This window comes from Streptomyces sp. JLSY215 (genome assembly GCF_059682825.1).
On the sequence record NZ_CM185022.1, the window covers coordinates 7,761,303 to 7,778,032 of the forward strand.

18 protein-coding genes and 1 pseudogene are annotated in these 16,730 nt (G+C 68.9%); 9 read left to right on the forward strand and 10 right to left on the reverse strand.

Translation table 11 applies throughout. The features are described from left to right. Positions 1-34 precede the first annotated feature (34 nt). Together AC5677_RS34310 and AC5677_RS34315 are read right to left on the reverse strand one after the other, a co-directional pair. A complete protein-coding gene (locus AC5677_RS34310) occupies positions 35-1,120 on the reverse strand; it encodes a WD40/YVTN/BNR-like repeat-containing protein (protein WP_497191779.1) in 1,086 nt (361 codons plus the stop codon). A gap of 91 nt (positions 1,121-1,211) precedes the next feature. Next, complete coding sequence (locus AC5677_RS34315; RefSeq protein WP_497191780.1) at positions 1,212-2,309, reverse strand: NADH:flavin oxidoreductase/NADH oxidase; 1,098 nt, start codon at positions 2,307-2,309, stop codon at positions 1,212-1,214. Positions 2,310-2,447: 138 nt separating this feature from the next. Between AC5677_RS34315 and AC5677_RS34320 the strand changes: the two genes are divergently transcribed. Further along, positions 2,448-2,816, forward strand: coding sequence for an ArsR/SmtB family transcription factor (locus AC5677_RS34320; RefSeq protein WP_497191781.1), 369 nt, complete (start codon positions 2,448-2,450; stop codon positions 2,814-2,816). Between the two features lie 58 nt (positions 2,817-2,874). On the opposite strand, the gene AC5677_RS34325 is transcribed toward AC5677_RS34320, so the two are convergent. Next, entirely contained in the window at positions 2,875-4,245 is a 1,371-nt protein-coding gene (locus tag AC5677_RS34325; protein WP_497191782.1) for an FAD-dependent oxidoreductase, read from the reverse strand. Positions 4,246-4,439: 194 nt separating this feature from the next. Here AC5677_RS34325 and AC5677_RS34330 point away from each other — a divergent pair, with 194 nt between their 5' ends. Then, complete coding sequence (locus tag AC5677_RS34330; protein ID WP_497191783.1) at positions 4,440-5,270, forward strand: DUF6214 family protein; 831 nt, start codon at positions 4,440-4,442, stop codon at positions 5,268-5,270. Between the two features lie 14 nt (positions 5,271-5,284). Here the strand turns inward: AC5677_RS34330 and AC5677_RS34335 are convergent, their stop codons facing one another. After that, the gene (locus tag AC5677_RS34335; RefSeq protein WP_497191784.1) at positions 5,285-5,956 is read right to left on the reverse strand and encodes a TetR/AcrR family transcriptional regulator; all 672 of its coding nucleotides are present in this window, start codon (positions 5,954-5,956) and stop codon (positions 5,285-5,287) included. Positions 5,957-6,138: 182 nt separating this feature from the next. Continuing rightward, positions 6,139-6,474 carry a hypothetical protein gene (locus AC5677_RS34340; RefSeq protein ID WP_497191785.1) on the reverse strand — a complete coding sequence of 112 codons (336 nt, stop codon included), beginning with the start codon at positions 6,472-6,474 and terminating at the stop codon, positions 6,139-6,141. Between the two features lie 21 nt (positions 6,475-6,495). Here AC5677_RS34340 and AC5677_RS34345 point away from each other — a divergent pair, with 21 nt between their 5' ends. Together AC5677_RS34345 and AC5677_RS34350 are read left to right on the forward strand one after the other, a co-directional pair. Beyond that, entirely contained in the window at positions 6,496-6,648 is a 153-nt protein-coding gene (locus tag AC5677_RS34345; protein ID WP_497191786.1) for a hypothetical protein, read from the forward strand. A gap of 311 nt (positions 6,649-6,959) precedes the next feature. Continuing rightward, complete coding sequence (locus AC5677_RS34350; RefSeq protein ID WP_497191787.1) at positions 6,960-7,913, forward strand: hypothetical protein; 954 nt, start codon at positions 6,960-6,962, stop codon at positions 7,911-7,913. 199 nt (positions 7,914-8,112) lie between these two features. Here AC5677_RS34350 and AC5677_RS34355 read toward each other — a convergent pair whose 3' ends face one another. After that, positions 8,113-9,165, reverse strand: coding sequence for a hypothetical protein (locus AC5677_RS34355; RefSeq protein WP_497191788.1), 1,053 nt, complete (start codon positions 9,163-9,165; stop codon positions 8,113-8,115). A 42-nt stretch (positions 9,166-9,207) separates the two neighbouring features. Then, positions 9,208-9,687: a hypothetical protein gene (locus AC5677_RS34360; RefSeq protein WP_497191789.1), complete on the reverse strand. Its 480-nt coding sequence runs from the start codon at positions 9,685-9,687 to the stop codon at positions 9,208-9,210. A 1,437-nt stretch (positions 9,688-11,124) separates the two neighbouring features. Between AC5677_RS34360 and AC5677_RS34365 the strand changes: the two genes are divergently transcribed. From AC5677_RS34365 to AC5677_RS34385, 5 genes and pseudogenes are all read left to right on the forward strand, one after another. Next, entirely contained in the window at positions 11,125-12,420 is a 1,296-nt protein-coding gene (locus tag AC5677_RS34365) for a terminase large subunit domain-containing protein (protein WP_497191790.1), read from the forward strand. A gap of 12 nt (positions 12,421-12,432) precedes the next feature. Then, entirely contained in the window at positions 12,433-12,603 is a 171-nt protein-coding gene (locus tag AC5677_RS34370; RefSeq protein ID WP_497191791.1) for a hypothetical protein, read from the forward strand. 75 nt (positions 12,604-12,678) lie between these two features. Beyond that, the gene (locus AC5677_RS34375; RefSeq protein ID WP_497191792.1) at positions 12,679-14,004 is read left to right on the forward strand and encodes a phage portal protein; all 1,326 of its coding nucleotides are present in this window, start codon (positions 12,679-12,681) and stop codon (positions 14,002-14,004) included. A 12-nt stretch (positions 14,005-14,016) separates the two neighbouring features. Continuing rightward, the gene (locus tag AC5677_RS34380) at positions 14,017-14,484 is read left to right on the forward strand and encodes an HK97 family phage prohead protease (RefSeq protein ID WP_497191793.1); all 468 of its coding nucleotides are present in this window, start codon (positions 14,017-14,019) and stop codon (positions 14,482-14,484) included. Then, positions 14,432-14,584, forward strand: a pseudogene (locus AC5677_RS34385) (HK97 family phage prohead protease); the annotation flags it as partial. The gene AC5677_RS34380 and the pseudogene AC5677_RS34385, both read left to right, overlap by 53 nt. Positions 14,585-15,536: 952 nt before the next feature. Here AC5677_RS34385 and AC5677_RS34390 read toward each other — a convergent pair. The 3 genes from AC5677_RS34390 to AC5677_RS34400 all read right to left on the reverse strand — a co-directional run bounded on the left by AC5677_RS34390 (position 15,537) and on the right by AC5677_RS34400 (position 16,729). Then, the gene (locus tag AC5677_RS34390; protein ID WP_497191794.1) at positions 15,537-16,097 is read right to left on the reverse strand and encodes an AAA family ATPase; all 561 of its coding nucleotides are present in this window, start codon (positions 16,095-16,097) and stop codon (positions 15,537-15,539) included. Between the two features lie 10 nt (positions 16,098-16,107). Beyond that, a complete protein-coding gene (locus AC5677_RS34395; protein ID WP_497191795.1) occupies positions 16,108-16,302 on the reverse strand; it encodes a hypothetical protein in 195 nt (64 codons plus the stop codon). Between the two features lie 202 nt (positions 16,303-16,504). Further along, complete coding sequence (locus AC5677_RS34400; protein ID WP_497191796.1) at positions 16,505-16,729, reverse strand: hypothetical protein; 225 nt, start codon at positions 16,727-16,729, stop codon at positions 16,505-16,507. Position 16,730: the final 1 nt, after the last annotated feature.

Consider the following 16,730-nt stretch of genomic DNA (forward strand, 5'->3'; position numbering starts at 1 on the left):
AGGCCGCCCGCCGCGTCTCCGGGGACGCCCGCGCTCATCCCACGGCGGCCGCCCGTACGCACAGCACATCCGGCAGATGGGCGGCGAGCTGCTGCCAGCTGTCGCCGTCGTCCGCGCTCGCGTACACCTCGCCGTTGCGGTTGCCGAAATAGACGCCCGCGGGGTCGGCGTCGTCGACGCAGAGCGCGTCCCTGAGCACCGTGCCGTAGTGGTCCTCCTCGGGCAGCCCGGCGCTCAGCGGCTCCCAGCTGCCGCCGGCGTCGGCCGTGCGGTAGACCCGGCAGCGGTGATCGGCCGGCACCCGGTCGATATCGGCGGTGATGGGAAAGAGGTAGGCGACGTCGCCCCGGCGCGGATGCGCGGCCACCGCGAAACCGAAGTCCGAGGGCAGTCCGTCGCCGATGTCGGTCCACTCGGCCCCCGCGTCGTCGCTGCGATAGACGCCCCAGTGGTTCTGCAGATAGAGCCGGTCGCGGTCCACCGGGTCCTGGGCGATTTTGTGGACGCACTGGCCGAATTCGGGGTGCTGGTCGGGCAGGAAGACCGCCTTGACGCCGTGGTTCGACGGCGCCCAGCTCGCGCCGCCGTCGAGGGTGCGGAACACCCCGGCCGTCGAGACCGCGACCGTCACCGCCGCGGCGTCCCGCGGGTCGGTGATCACCGTATGGACGGCCAGCCCGCCCCCGCCCGGCACCCAGCTCTCCCGGCTCGGGTGGTCCCACAGCGGCCGCACCAGCTCGAAGGTCTCGCCGCCGTCCGCCGACCGGAACAGCCCGCCGGGCTCCGTGCCGGCGTACACCACGTCGGGGGCGGCGGGGCCGGCCGGATGCAGCTGCCACACCCGCTCCAGTGAAGTCCCGGTGTACTTCGGGTACTTCACCGCCGGGCGCGAGGGCTCCCGCCAGCTCTCGCCCAGGTCGTCGGAGTGGAACACCGACGGGCCCCAGTGTGCGCTGTCGGCGCCGGCCAGCAGTCTGGGTGTGCCGCGGCGGGTGTCGATCCCGAGGGAGTACACCGCCTGCGCGGCGAAATGCGGGCCGCTCAACTCCCACTCGCCGTGCCGCCGTCGGCCGAGGAAGAGGCCTTTGCGGGTGCCCACCGCGAGGAGCACGTCAGTCATGTCGAAGCACCTCCGAAACGCCGTTGTCTCAGGTAGTGGTCAGTGTGCACCCGACCACTGACAACGGCGTTCCGAAGCGTGTCCGTGCAGGTCAGACGGCCCGGTGATACTGCTGCGGGGTGGCCACCTCGCCGCCCAGCTCGCGGGCCGCGTGGCGCACGAAGGACGGGTTGCGCAGCAGTTCGCGGCCGAGCAGCACCACGTCCGCCTGGCCGTCCGCGACGATCTTCTCGGCCTGCCGCGCCTCGGTGATCAGGCCCACCGTCCCGACCGGCAGGGTGGTCTCGCGCTTCACCCGCTCCGCGAACGGCACCTGGTACCCGGGACCGCTCGCGATCCGGGCCCGCGGCGCATTGCCGCCGGTGGAGGTGTCCAGCAGATCCACCCCGTGCGCCTGCAGATCGGCGGCGAATCGCACCGTCTCCTCGGCGGTCCAGCCCTCGCGCTCGTCGTCCTCGTTCTCGGTCAGCCAGTCGGTCGCCGAGATACGGAACAGCAGGGGCAGCTCCTCGGGCCATACGGCGCGCACCGCGTCCACCACCTCGAGGGCGAAGCGGGTCCGGTTCTCGTACGAGCCGCCGTACTCGTCGGTGCGGTGGTTGGTGTGCGGCGAGAGGAACTGGCCGATCAGATAGCCGTGCGCGCCGTGGATCTCGGCGACCTGGAAACCGGCATCCAGCGCCCGCCGCGCGGCGTCCGCGAACTTCCCGGCGATCTCCTGTATCTGTGCCACGCCGAGCTCGTCGGGGACCGGGTGCCCCTCGTCGAACGGCAGCGGGCTCGGCGCGACCGTGGTCCAGCCGCCCTCGTCGGCGGTCAGCGGGCCGCCGCCGTGCCAGGTGGTGTCCGTGGACGCCTTGCGGCCGGCGTGCGCGAGCTGGATGCCGGGGACGGTGCCCTGCTCCTTGAGGAAGGTGGTGATCCGGCGCAGCGCCGCCACCTGGCGGTCGTTCCAGATCCCGAGGTCGTACGGGCTGATCCGGCCCTCCGGGCTGACGGCGGTGGCCTCGGTGAGGATCAGGCCGGTGCCGCCGGCCGCCCGCGCCGCGTAGTGGGCGAAGTGCCAGTCGTTCGCGACGCCCGTGTCGGGCCCGGTGGCCGCCGCCGAGTACTGGCACATCGGTGCCATCCAGAGGCGGTTGGCGATGGTCAGGGACCGCAGGGTGACGGGCTGGAACAGCGTGCTCACGGCATTCTCCGGGGGTCGGTTCGCGAGTGCTTCGGCTTGATGCGCTCGTACGATAGCCGTCGTACTACGGTGGATGTCAAACTACGATGTTCCTCGTACAATGAAGGCCCGCTGACCGAGCAGCACCCAGGAGCCGTCATGACGACCGATACGACGTCCAAGGGCGCCCCGGCCGGCGCCCGGTCCCTGGCACACCCGGCCCGCGAGGACATCGCCCTCGTCGACGTCCTGCACGCCCTCGCCGACCCGATGCGGTTGCGGATCGTCTGCGCACTGGCCGCCGAGGGCGAGCTGACCTGCGCCGACATCGAGCTGCCGGTCAGCAAGTCGACCTGTACACACCACTACCGGGTGCTGCGCGAGCACGGCGTCATCCAGCAGATCTACCGGGGCACCGCCAAGGTGAACGGGCTGCGCCGGGCCGACCTGGACGCGCTCTTCCCCGGCCTGATCGACGGCGTGCTGCGCGCGGCGGAACTCCAGTCCCGGCGCCTCGGCGACGGCTGACCCGCTCCCGTACGGGAGCCCGGTCGGACCCCCGTACGGACTCGCCTGCGCGCCGGGCTCACCCGGCGGCGCGCGCCGCCTCCAACAGTCGCTCCCAGTCCGGCAGTTTGACGGTCCCGCGGCCCAGCCGGTGACCCCACTCCGCCTCCGCGGCCTCGATGGCCAGCCACCCCGTCCAGGGCACCGGTGTCTGCCCCGCGCGCCGCAGCGCCGCCACCACCGGCTCGTCCGTCGTCCCGCGTTCCGCCAGGGCGGGCGCGTCCTCCAGGAGCGACGCCGTGGTCTCCTTCGCGCACGGGCGGTTGGTGCCGATCACCCCGGTCGGGCCGCGTTTGATCCAGCCCGCCACATAGACACCGGGACAGGGCGCGCCGTCCCGCAGCACCCGACCCGCCAGATGCGGCACCGTCCCGCGCGCCTCGTCGAAGGGCAGCCCCGCCTGCGGCGTCCCCCGGTAGCCGACCGAGCGCAGCGCCAACTGCGCCTCGATGTCCTCGTATTCGCCGGTCCCGGTGACCCCGCCGCGCCCGTCCGGCGCGGTCCGCTCGAACCGGACCGCGCGCACCCCGTCGGCGCCGTCGCCGGCGATCTCGACCGGCCGCAGGAAGAACCGCAGATGAATCCGCCGGGCCGGCCCCGACCCCACCGCCCCCTTGGTCGCCGGCCGCTCCGCCCAGCCGCGCAACACCTCGACATTGCGCCGCCCCACGGCCGGCAGGCCGGACGGATCGCCGTACGCCGGGTCCAGCGCCAGTTCCTCGGGCCGTACGAGCACCTCCGTACCCGGCAGCGACCCCAGCTCCCGTAGCTCCTTGGTGGTGAACTTGGCCTGCGAGGGGCCGCGTCGGCCCACCATCCAGATGTCCTCGACGCGGCTGTCGGTGAGCGCGCCGAGCGCCCCCTGGGGCATGTCGGTGGTGGCCAGCTCCGCGGCGCCGCGGGCCAGGATCCGGGCCACATCGACGGCTACATTGCCCACCCCGATGACGACCGCGGAGCGGGCCGCCAGGGCGAAGCGGGCGGCCGCGGCGTCCGGATGCGCGCTGTACCAGGAGACGAAGTCGGTCGCGGAGTGGCTGCCGGGGAGGTCTTCGCCCGGGATGCCGAGGTGACGGTCGGTGGCGGCCCCCACGCAGAACACCACCGCGTGAAAGATCTCGTGCAGCTCCGCCGCCCCCAGTCCCGGGGCGCCCACCTCCACATTCCCCAGGAAATGCACCCGGGGGTGCTCCAGGACCGTACGCAGGTTGCCCTGCAGCGACTTGATCTTCTCGTGGTCCGGCGCGACGCCGTAGCGGACCAGACCGTACGGGCACGGCAGCCGGTCCAGGACATAGACCTCGATGTCCGGTACGGCCTGCTGCTCGACCAGGGATTGCGCGGTGTACACACCGCTCGGTCCCGATCCGATGACTGCGACACGAAGCACGGGTGGCCCCTTCCGCGGAGTACCCCCAGGATCGCACCGGCGGGCCCGCGACGGGAGATGAGCTATCGGGGTTGCTCCCGGTGCGATGAGCGTGCCGCGCCACTGGGGCTGATGAACAGGGAGCTACGTTTTTCCCTGTGTCGGAAAGCGACTTTTATACCGTTAATAGCCGATATAAAGCTCGGGACGCGGCCATGGAGTGGCCCGCTTGGGAACTCCAGGGGTGCGGTTCGGCCGCGCCCGCGCCGGAGTCCGCCGTCCTCGGTGACCCGGACGGACCGTTCGGGTTCGAGGCCCCGCCGCCCCGCCTCGATCCGCTGGGGCCCTGGTTCAGCGCCCGGCTGACCTTCGCCGGCGGCGCCTGGATCGAGGTCCTGGTGACGGTCTCCGACGACGGCCTCACCGTCGAGGACATGCGGGCCGATCCGCCCCTGACGCTCGACGGCATGGCCACTCTGGCGCGCTGGATCGACGGCCCCCTGGACGAGGCCTGCCGGCTGGCGACGGGACGGCCGCGCAAGGGGCGTCAGGGGCTGGAGCCGCACCCGGAACCGGAGCCCGCCCCGGGAGCGGATCCTGATGCGGCGGGGGACGAGGTGATCGGGGCCCGGCGCGCGGAGGAGGCCGAGGCCGCACCGGTCGACGCCGTCGTCCGAGGTGAGGGCGTGCTCTGCGGTCCGGGGACCGGCTCCGGGGACATCGGCCGTACGGCGGCGGCCGCGTTCACCGCGCCCGCGGCCCTCGTCTACGACCGCACCCCGAAGCCCGCCGGGCCCACCGAGTCCGCCGAATCCGCCGGGCCCACCGAGTCCGCAGAGCCGGCCGGGCCCGCCGTCCTCACCCGGTCACGCACCACCGAACGCCGCAAGCTCGCCGCGGACGCCTACCGTGCGGCGCAGCGCAACGGCCAGGACCCGGTGCTGGCCGTCATGAACGCCACCGGCCGCAACCGCCGCAGGGCGCTGCGCCTGATCGCCGGAGCCCGCGACGAAGGATTCCTGACGCCACGTCACAACAAGCGCTGAACGGCGCCCCCGGGTCACGTCCCGGCCCGCTCGGCGGCGTACGGGCCCGGCGCCGTTCCCGCGTGACGGCCGCCCGGCGGCTGCTCCTCCGGCGGCGTCCCCAGCTCCCACTCCAGGCCGTACCGCTGGAACAGCTCGGCGCGCATCAGCGCCTGTGAGATCTGGGCCCCCGGCAGCAGCATCGGCACCACCGAACCCATCAACTGCGCCCGCAGCAGTGGGTAGTCGGCGTCGGGCTCCGGCGATCCGTACGCGACGACCACCCCGCGCAGCAACTGCGCCAGCCGCTGCTGCTCGGGGCACTGGATGAATCCCTCGGCCGTCAGAATTCCGGCCATATGGGTCCGCATGAGCAGCGGGCGGTCGCGCGCGAGCCCGAGGATCGCGTCGATGGCGCGGGCCAGCAGCTCCCGCCCGGCATCGGGGCCGCTCGGCTGCGGCTCCCGCTCCAGCGCCGCCTGCAGCGTCAGATGCATCAGGCGGTGCACGGCCGACTGCAGCAGCTGCCGCTTACCGGGGAAGTAGTACGAGATCAGGCCGCGGGCCGCCCCCGCGCGCTCCGCGATGTCGCCGAGCGTCGTCGCCTCGAACCCCCGCTCGCCGACCAGATCGACGGTCGCCTGGAGCAGCCGCTCCCGGGAGCGCCGCCGCAAGGCTTCATTGACCGATGCGCTCCGGGGGGACATGCTGTACTCCTGCGTTGACTGGCTGGGAGCCAGTATACTCGGCAGGCGCCGGATTTCTGCCGGTCTGAGCAGGGCATCCGGTCAGGCTGCCTGATTCGGGCGACGCGGGGGATCGTCCGAATCGGGCGCTTTATGTCGGTCTACCTGGGGTTTTGTGTCAGGCAGATCGACGCAGTGCACATTCAGTGCACATCTGGGGCACTCCCGAGGAAGTCTTCGACAGCTTCGCGAGTGCCCTGATCTTCGTCCGGAAACAGGTGCGCGTACGTGGCCATGGCGACCTCGACGGTGTCGCCGAGTCGCGTGGCCACGGTCTTTGGCCCGGCCTTGTGTGCGATGAGCACACTCGCGTAGGTGTGCCGCAAGGTGTGCATTCCGGTCCTCTGCGGCAGCCCTGCCTTCTTCACGGCCTCCGGCCACAGCACCCGGGCGAACATGGGGCCCTTGGCGAACACCGCATCATCGGGAGCCCCGGGGTACTCCGTGTGATGGAGTTTCATTGCCTTCACGACCGTCACGCTGACATCACTTCCACGCGCTTGCTGGCCTATCAGCACGAGTGGGGCCAGCAGTTCAAGCAGCAGTTCCCGCTCGGCCGGGAGCCTGAGATCGGGTCCGGTACGTCTCTGCGTATCCGAGTGACGACCGGGACCACGATCAACATGTCCTGCTACCTGGTGTGGGAGGAATGACGACGACGGCAGTGGGCAGCTGATGACGCCCCCAGTGACGACCTATTCCTCCTGGCCGGCGGGGTCAGCCGGCGAGTGAGGAAACAAGATGTTCTCGACGGCGTCCATCCCGAAGAGGATCAGGATGAGTGCGGCGGGCAGCAGCAGAGCTATGACGACCATGAAGCCTCCGGATACAGCAGTCCAGGCAGAATGCCCCCAGCCCAGGCTGGGCTGAATGAGGGAACATGGCGCGTTAGACGCGAGCGCCTATGGGCCGTTCGGGTGCTCTTTCTCTGAACTGAGTTCGAAGGCGGTAGGGAGGCTGGGCCGTGGCACGCATCGGGCGCTCGTACCCGGTTTCCTCCCTTCGCCCGATCCACCCGAAGGCGGGCTCCGCTCTGGCCACGAAGCTGGGCGATGACCCTGGCGCACTGGCCGATGACACCGCTGTCAGGGCCACCATCGCCGACGGCGACACCGGGGCCAGCCTCGATACCGCGACAGTCGCCGCGCTGGCCCCGTCCGCCGACGCGGCGACCGGTGCCGTGGGCGCCGGCGACACCGGATTGGGCACCGAGGTCGGTCTGCTGATCTTGGCGACCATGGTGGGGGCCGGCTCCGGTTCGGTTTCGGACAGCGCCAGCGTCCGGGTTCGGGAGGCCGACACCGGCACGGGCACCGATATTGCCTTCGCCTCGAACACTGCGCTCTCCGGCGACACCGGCTCGGGCATCGACTCGGCCAGCGTCCGAGATCGGGGCGCGGACGCTGGGGCCTGCACGGACACAGCCACCGTGGCGGCCATCACCGCAGCAGGAGATACGGGAGCTGGCGGCGATACGGCAACCGCATGCAGCACTGTGGCTGTGGTAGACGCCGCGACCTGGACCGACTCCACTGGCGCGTGGCCCAACGCCCCGGATACAGGTAGCGCGACCGACACGGCGGGAGTCATCGTCCACGTCTTCGGCGCGGACAGTGGTTCCGGCGTGGACTTGGGCATCGTGCCGGGCGCGCTGGTGCTCGTCGTGGACTCCGGGACCGGAGCGGACACGGCAACGGTGTTCATCATCTCGCAACGGCTCGCCGGCCCGCGGGTCGTCCGTGTGCGGCCCGAAACACGAGTCGTGGTCGTTGGTGCCGAGAACCGGCTGACCGTGGTGGGGGCGGCGCCGCACACGGTGCGGGTGCCCGCTGAAGTTCGCGCGATCCGGATCCCGGTCGAGAACCGCACGGTGTACGTCAAGGCCCCGGCGCTGATCGACGCCGAGCAGTACGTCTAGGAGGTGCCATCTGAAGTGCTTGGCTGTACTACAGCCAGCTACGCGGCCGCTGTCAGCCGGCCCTTCGGCAATTCCCGCATCGACTCTTGGTGACTCGTCGCGCCAGCCACAACTTCCCCACCTGGCGGCGCAAACTGCCCGCGGCGCTCCAGTGGATGAGCAGGCTGCTGACCTTTCCGGAGGATGTGGTACAGAACTCTTAGGAGTCGCCGCCTGCGGGCTCGTCCGTGCTGGGCGGGGCGATGCGATACGCGTCAAGGGCGGCAGCCCGCTCGTGGTAGGGGCGGCGGTGCAGGGTAGATAGCAGCCGCCACATACGCCGCTCGTCCGCCAGCCGGTGCGGCAGTACAACGCCCAGCGCCTCGGCCAGCGGTTTGCGGCCAGTGTTGACCAGGGCGCGAACTGCTGCGGCCCACTCGTCGGTGGCGTTCACCGCGCACCGATACCACAGCGGCAGGAGCAGGACGAGCGCGACCGCGGTGCCCAGCAGCGTGACCGACTCGCCGCCGGCACAGGCAAGCGCGCCCAGTGACAAGACGACCAGGGCAGCGTGCCCGTAGAGCAGGGCGACGAAGAAATCCGCGTTGGTACGGGACAGCTCGGCCTGCCTGCGGATCTGCTCCGGCACAGTGCCGGTCAGCTCGTTCCATAGCACCTGGCTGTCGAGCCGGAAGCGGTCGTAGCCGTACTCCTCCAGGCGGCGGATGGCGTTCCCGAGGAGCGTCGGGGCTATCTGGTCGTCGTCGACCGGATAGCGGCTCAACCGTTCGCCGAGCAGGGCGCGTTGAGCCGCGGTGCGCCGAAGATCCTGGTGGGCTGTACGGGCGGTGCGCGGGTCGGCACGGAGCCGGGCGAGTTCTTCGGCGTCGGCGGGCGGCAAGGGGTCTGTGGTGAGGGCGCGTCGCTCCAGCTGCAGCAGCGCGATGCGGTCGGCGAGCAGCCGCTTGGTGGCGCGCTGGCGCTGGCATCCCCATGCGTATGCTCTGGAAGGCCACAGGCTGTAGCCCTCCAAGATCCGGTACAGGGGCGTCTGGAGGGCGTTGAGGACCAGCCCGAGGAAGAGGGAGGCACAGAGCAGTAGCAGCGTGGTGCCGACGCCAGTCGTCGGCCACAGCCGAGCCATGGGGGCGGTGTGGCGCAGGCCGGGCGCGAGGACGATCCAGAAGACGGCGATGTTGAGGGCCGTGGGCAGGATCCAGCCGACGATCAGCGTCCAGGCGCCACCGAGGACACTCTTCGCGATGTCACCCATGAGGCCGGTGCCTACTGTGGTTTTTCAGGAGGGCTCTTTGTCTCACCATTCGTCTGCTTCGCCGTTGCCGCCGCCGAAAACCGGGCCGGGTGGGGTGTGGCCGTCGTGTCCGCTGCCTCCCATGCTGATGTGGCCGGTCGCGGTGGGGCCGTTGTGGATGGTCCGCGGGGCGTCGGCGGCAAGTTGGGCGACGTGCCGAAGGAAGCCGTCGGCGTCGCGCTCGGAAGAGTTCAGCCAGGCGGCCAGGGCGGCGGCGAGCAGCCGGCGTTCGCCGCCGTCGAGGGTGTCCAGCAGGCGGTCCAAGGCGTCGGCGCGGTCGGCGTTGAAGAGCGGCTGCGCGGGGTCGTCGCCGAGGGCGGTGTCGCGGAGGCGCAGCAGGCGGCGGAAAAAGCCCTCGCCGGGGGTCACGGTGCGTTCGGCGATCCGGTCCTGGGCGGCGGCGAGCACGGAGGTGCCCAGACTGTTCGCCGCCAGGGCGAGATAGGGGGCTATTTCGGCGGATACGGTGGCCAGGTCGGACATCCGGGCTCTCCCAACTGAGTGGCGACACTAGTGTCCCCCACCGCCCCCGCAACGCGAGGGGTTCCCGGCACTTTCGTGCCGGGAACCCCTCATCCGCGCACGCCGCGCGCCCCCTTGCACCTCATCGGACTTCTAGCCGCCCCGGCCACTCGGCGGTTCAATGGAGGGAAAAGCAGAGACTGGGGGGCGTCATGCTGGCGGAAGAGTTCGGCTACCAGGTCACAGCGAGGCTAGCGTCAGAGTTGACACCGGCCGTGCGACTGGAAGTGAGCACGGAGCTGGAGGCTACGAAGAAATGGGCGCAGACTCGTTCGGGAGGGATTGGCGCAGCATTCCTTACGGCTGCGTTAGCGGCGATAGCGATCTTCGGAGGTAAATTAAGCAGTTTCCTCTTCGCGTGCGCATTTGCGATTTTAATGCTCTTTTTGCACCATGGAATTTCCAAGGATAAGGAAAGAGGACTGTCGGCGATCCGTCAGGCCGCAGACGCGGCCCTTTCAAGCCCTTGGCAAGCTTGGCCATGCCGCGTTGAGGAAGGGACCAAAATGGGACCTAAGCAGCTGGTACTGCTCGGTCCGGACGGTACGGCCGCCCGAACATTTCTATCGCCTATGCCTGACGAAGTATGGATCGGCATGCGGGATGGGCGGGGGCTTGTGTGGTTCGCTGGTGATATGCGGTTTGGCGGAATAGCTGCACTTCCCGGAGGTAGCCCTTTATGGTGGGCTCACACCCCGCAGGAGAACACGATGCCCACCCCGAGCAGTGCTCGGCAACAACGCATTGAGGAAGAATTGACCCGACAGGCGGTCGGGTACGTATTCAGCGAATGGCTGTGATCGACGCTCTCTGATCCTCGAATCGGAAGTCCTGCACTCGGGCCGGGGCTGGATATGCGTGAGGGCTGGTCGAGATCCGAGTTCATGGAGGCTTCGATGGTTCACGGGTCATTGCAACAAGCCATCCAGTCGGGCGACCGACGACGGTCACTCATCGCCCTACGCGACTACCTGGCTCACGAGCTGGAAGGCAATCGGTGCTCGAAGTGCGCCATGTCGCAGCTGCGGACCGGTGATACGGCGGCCCTGGTGCTGCGCCTGACGAAGGTCATGGAAGAGATCGAGGCCATGCCCGAACAGAGCGGGGAGGTGTCCGACCTTGACGCCATCCGCGCCCGTCGCAATGGGACACCAGCGGCCCCGCCTTCAGCACCTTCCGGTTTGGGGACCAAGCACGGACCTCGCCGTCAGGGCGGCCGGGCAGCCTCCGGCACTCGGAAGCCTGGGGCGTGAAGTAGCCGACCTCTCCAAGCTCGCCGGCCTTCAGCTGGACCCGTGGCAGATCTGGGTCATGGAGCAGGCGTGCTCGGTCCGTCTCAACGACGAGTACTGGAACCCGTACACGGGCCGCATGGAGCCGCGGTGGGCGGCCTTCGAGGTGGGCCTGGTCGTCAGCCGCCAGAACGGCAAAGGCTCCCTCCTCGAAGCCAGGGAACTGGCCGGCCTCTTCCTCTTCGGTGAGCGGCTGATCATCCACAGCGCTCACCAATTCGACACCAGCAAGGAAGCCTTCGAGCGGATCTTGATGCTGGTCGAGAACGCCCCCGTCCTGGAAGCCGAAGTCCAGCGGGTCTCGCGGTCCCACGGCGAGGAAGGCATCGAACTTCGCAACGGGCAGAGGCTTCGCTTCCGCACTCGCACGAAGGGCGGCGGCCGGGGATTCACCTGCGACTGCTTGATACTCGACGAGGCCATGTACCTCGGGTCGCAGGCGGTCGGCGCGCTGATGCCGACACTGTCGGCCCGGCCCAACGCCCAGCTCTGGTACACGGGCTCGGCCGGCGACAAGGAATCCACCCAGCTGGGCCGGGTACGCGCCCGCGCCCTCAAGGGCGACGACCCCCGCCTGTTCTACGCCGAGTGGTCCATCAACCCCTGCACGGACTTTTGCACCCCCGATTGCGAGGACCATGATCCGCCGGACGCCGTTGACTCATATGCCAAAGCGAACCCCGCACTCGGCATCCGGCTTTCGGTCGAACACGTCGAATCGGAACGCCGCTCGATGGACCCGGAGACGTTCGCGCAAGAACGCCTCGGGGTTGGGGACTGGCCGGTAGAGGGCGACGAGTGGCGCGTCATCGGCCGCGACTCGTGGATGGCCAGGGCCGACGAAGCCTCGGAGCCCCTTGAGCCCATGGTGCTCGCCATCGACACGTCGCCGGACCGCAAATACTCGTGTATTGCCGCGGCCGGCATCAACGAGGACGGCGGCACCCATGTCGAGATCACAGGCTGCGAGGAGTACGACCACCGCCCCGGGACTCAGTGGGTCGTCCCGGCAGTGCTGGCGATGTGGAAGTCCCGCCGGTTCGCAGCGGTCGTCATCGACAAGAAGGGCCAGGCGGGCTCGTTTGTCGATGAACTGCTGGCCGCTGAGGTGACGGTCATCTCACCCAACACGCAGGAGTTCGCGCACGCCTGCGGGGAGTTCTATTCGGCGGTGATCCCGAGGAAGGGGGAGCGGGCGACGCTCGTGCACCGGGATCAGCCGCCGCTGACGTCCGCGGTGGCCGGAGCGGACAAGCGGGACCTGAGTGATTCGTGGGCGTGGTCGAAGCGTTCATCGTCGGTGGACATCTCTCCGCTTGTCGCCGCCACCTTGGCGGCATGGGGGTACCGCAAGCACGTGCATGAGAAGAAGACGGCCGCGCCGGCTATCGCCTGGCTGTGAAAGGGGCGACACGTGAAGAGAATCGAAACGCTCGTCGCCGTGGCTGTTGCGTACGCCATGGTCGCTGTCGGCGTGGTGTGGCAGTTCGGCCCGTACGGACTCATCGGGGCCGGAGCTGCGGCCCTGCTGGCGCTGACGTTCGTGGACCCCATCGACATGCCGCCCAAGAAGAACAGGGAGTGATCGCCCGTGCTTTGGTCATCCCTGTTCCGTGGCGGCAAAACGGAAGAACGTCTGTCCGTCGATGACTGGGCCGAGATGTTCAGCTTCAACGGCAACTCCTACCCGATCATGGGGACGGGGCTGCACGGCTCGAATACCGAGACCATCGACAACGACTTCGTCGGCTACGTCCAGGGCGCGTACAAGTCGTCGGGCGTGGTGTTCGCGTGCATGCTCGCCCGCCAGCTGATCTTCTCCGAGGCCCGCTTCCAGTACCAGCAGCTGAACGCAGGCCGGCCCGGCGACCTCTTCGGATCCAAGGAGCTGGCGATCCTGGAGAAGCCGTGGCCCAACGGCGACACCGGGGAATTGCTGGTGCGCGCCCTCCAGGACGCGGACCTCGCGGGCAACCACTACGTCGTGCGTGAAGGTGGCCGGCTGCGGCGGCTCCGCCCGGACTGGGTGGACATCATCCTGACGGCGGCACCGGATGAGGCGGTGGCGTCCGATGTGCAGGGCTACCTGTACCGGCCCGGCGGCAGCCGCGATCCCGATCTGGCGCGCCTGTACCTCGTGGACGGAACGACGCCCGTGGCGCACTGGTCGCCCATTCCGGACCCCGAGGCGCAGTACCGGGGCATGTCGTGGCTGACGCCGGTTCTCCGCGAGATTCAGGCGGACAGGGCGGCCACGAAGCATAAGGGCAAGTTCTTCGAGAACGCGGCAACGCCCGCTCTGGCCGTCAGCTTCAAGGAGACGGTCACCAACGAGCAGTTCGAGAAGTTCATGGAGGCGATGCGCGCCAAGGGCGGTGTCGACCACGCCCACGAGACGATGTTCCTTGCTGGTGGGGCCGATGTGACGGTGATCGGCGCGAACCTTCAGCAGATGGATTTCAAGTCGTCCATGGGGCACGGGGAGACCCGCATCGCGGCGGCGGCAAGGATCCATCCCACCATCGTCGGTCTGGCCGAAGGGATGCACGGCTCGACGCTGAACGATGGGAATTTCAAGGCAGCCAAGAACCAGTTCGCGGATGGCACGCTGCGCCCCCTGTGGCGGTCCCTGGCCAATGCGTACTCGCCCCTGGTTGGGTCGTTCCCGAACTCGCGGCTGTGGTACGACGACCGCGATATCGCGTTCTTGAGACAGGACCGGCGCGAGGTTGCTGAGATTCGGCAGCTGGAATCCCAGACCGTCAGCGCCTACATCCAGTCGGGCTTCACGCCGGATTCCATCGTGCAGGCACAGCTGCACGGTGACATCGGCCTGTTGCAGCACTCGGGCCTCTACAGCGTCCAGCTCCAGCCGCCCGGCACCGTCATGGGCGGCAAGCCCGACCCCACTGCGGCCCCCGCAGATGGTGCCGACAAGCCCGCCCCCGGAAGCAAGAAGCCGCCCCCGGCGGCTCCCGACGCATGAGGAGGTAACCCTATGAAGCCTGATCGGAATCGCCTGTGCGTCCGGGACGTGGACTTCCGCGCGGCGACAGACACCGACGGCGGGCAGACCGGCGACGGCCGGACCATGGAAGGCTACGCCGCCGTATTCGACACACCGACCGAGATCAACTCGTGGGAGGGGCACTTTACCGAGGTCATCGCGCGGGGCGCGTTCAAGAAGACCCTCGGGGAGCGCAAGCCCGTCCTGCAATTCGATCACGGCCGCGACACACGGGTGGGGAGTACCCCTGTCGGAGCGTTCGCCGAGCTGCGTGAGGACGACCAGGGGCTGTACTGCCAGGCGCGGCTTTTCGACAACCCGGTGGTCGAACCCGTCCGGCAGGCCATCGAAGGTGGCGCCATCTCCGGCATGTCCTTCCGGTTCAAGGTCAACCGCGACGAGTGGCGTGACAGCACCGAAGCTCGTTCGTGGCGACGAGCTGGGCCGTCTGCTGTATGAGCCCGGTAATCGCGGCCCGCTTCAGCGCACCATCAAAGAGGTCCAGCTCTTCGAGGCCGGCCCCGTGGTGTTCCCGGCGTACTCAGAGACCAGCGTGTCCGTGCGGTCGCTGTCGCCAGAGGAGCGGGAAAGCCTGATCGCGGAATACGCACGCACCGCCGTGGACGACGAGCAGCAGGCCGCCGCCCCGTCCGCCGAGCGTGAAGCCGCGGACACGCGCACCCCCAATGCCGACACATCGGCACGCGAACTTCCGGCGCCGGACGCCGCCCATGCGGGCACCTCCGCGGCTGCCGGGACACCCGAGGACGCCGCCCGGTCGGGCACCTCATCGGGCCACGAAGGAGACGAACAGCGGGACGACATTCCCGCGCCCCGAAAGGCGGAACCGAAAATGAAGACTCTTGAAGAACTGCGCACACGGCTCGGCGAGCTGACTGCGCGCATGAGTGAGATCGGCGAGGAGTTCCGCGACGCGGAGCTGGACGCCGAAGTCCAGTCGGAGTGGGACGCCCTGGAGACCGAGCACCAGGCCACGGAGCGGTCCATCAACGCGATCGAGGAGCGCCGCGAGCGGATCAAGCAGTTCGCGACGAACACCCCGAAGGCCGTGGAGCGGGGCAGCGACCGCGGCGCGCCGGCCTTCCACAAGGCGCCGGAGAACATCCACGACCTCAACGAGCTGCGGTCGTCGTCCCGCTCGGAAGAGGACTTCCGGCAGAAGATGCACGACAACGCGATGCGTTTCGTGGAGGGCGCCCGCTTCTCCAGCGTGGTGAAGCGCGAGGCCGCTCAGGAGCAGATGGAGATCTTCCTGAACGAGCACGACACCGAGCGGGGCGACCTCGCCCGGCGGTTCCTCGTCACCGGCGACCCGGTGTACGAGCGGGCCTTCGGCAAGGCCGTGAAGGCAGGGACCACGTCCTACCTGACGCGCGAGGAGCACGCCGCCCTGGTGGAGCGCGCCCAGACCCTCGGCACGGACTCTTCCGGCGGCTTCGCGGTTCCCGTGCAGCTCGACCCGACGGTGATCCTCACCAACGCGGGCGTGGTCAACCCGATCCGTGAGGTTCGGCGAACAGCCGCGCACAATCGGTCGGCAGAACGAGCCGCCCGTATGCGCCGTCGGGCATTTCGATATCGACGCGGTGGACGCGGCTCAGGTCTGCCCCGGCGACTCGCATGCGGGGCACCACGGTCTTCTCGTAGGAGTCTTCATTGGCGACGAAGATGACGTCCCGAGGGTGCCCGTAGAATTCTCCTTTCATGGTGCCGGTGGTTATCCATGCGGTCATGGTGCACAGAACGAGCGATTTACCGATTCCGCCGCGGCCGGCGACGAGGGTGATCTCGCCCATGGGGATCCGGTGGCGCCATAGCCAGTAGGTGGGGCGGTCGCCGATATCGCTGAGTCTGGTGCTGCCCCAGCGCTGTTCTTGCTTTTCGGCTTGCTCGGCTTGTTCTTGGCCTTTGCGCCGGGCGAGGTGCCGGACCTTTTCGTACCGGGCGAGGTCCAGTACCTGTTGCGTTTCGGCGTCCTGGGCTATTCGGTAGACGACTTCTTCGGCGTGTTCGTCGAGGGGAACGGTGGCCAACAGTTCGTCGATGTCCACGCGTGTCCTTTCACTTATCTACCCACAGGTGGGCTTCCCCGGAGGTGGTCTTTTGGAAGGTCCAGCCCTTGGCCTCGTACCGTTTGACGGCTTCGTGGTCGAGCTGTACGCATTCCTTGAATTTGCCGTCGGGGTCGTATGCCTTGTACCAGCGGCGGACGCTGACCTTGCTGAGGGGCGAGTAGCCGGGCCCGTAGTCACCCATGGCCGTTGCTCCCGGTGCTCTCGTGCCACTGCTCCAGGTGCCGTATCCGGGCACGGAGGTCGCCGATGGCTTTGGACTGTTCCATGACGATGCTGGTCAGCAGGTCCACGGCGGTGTCGTGGCTAGCTAGCTAGCACCGTGGACACGAGTTCGCTGTGCTTGAGGGTCGCTTCGAGGGCCTCGGCAACGATGTGGTCGTCGTTCATGCCACGGCCCCGTCGATGCGGGCGAGGGCGGTCTCGATGCGGTGCAGCGGGACGACTTCCCAGCCGGTGAAGCGGATGCGGCCGTCGATGGGGACCATGAGCTTGCCGGTGTCGGTCCAGAACGCTCCGTCTTCGGCGACGCAGCGTTCGGCAACCTGTTGGCTGGCGGTCTGGGACTTGCTGAAGCCGAGCGGCTTGGCGTTGAAGGTGGTCAGGAACATG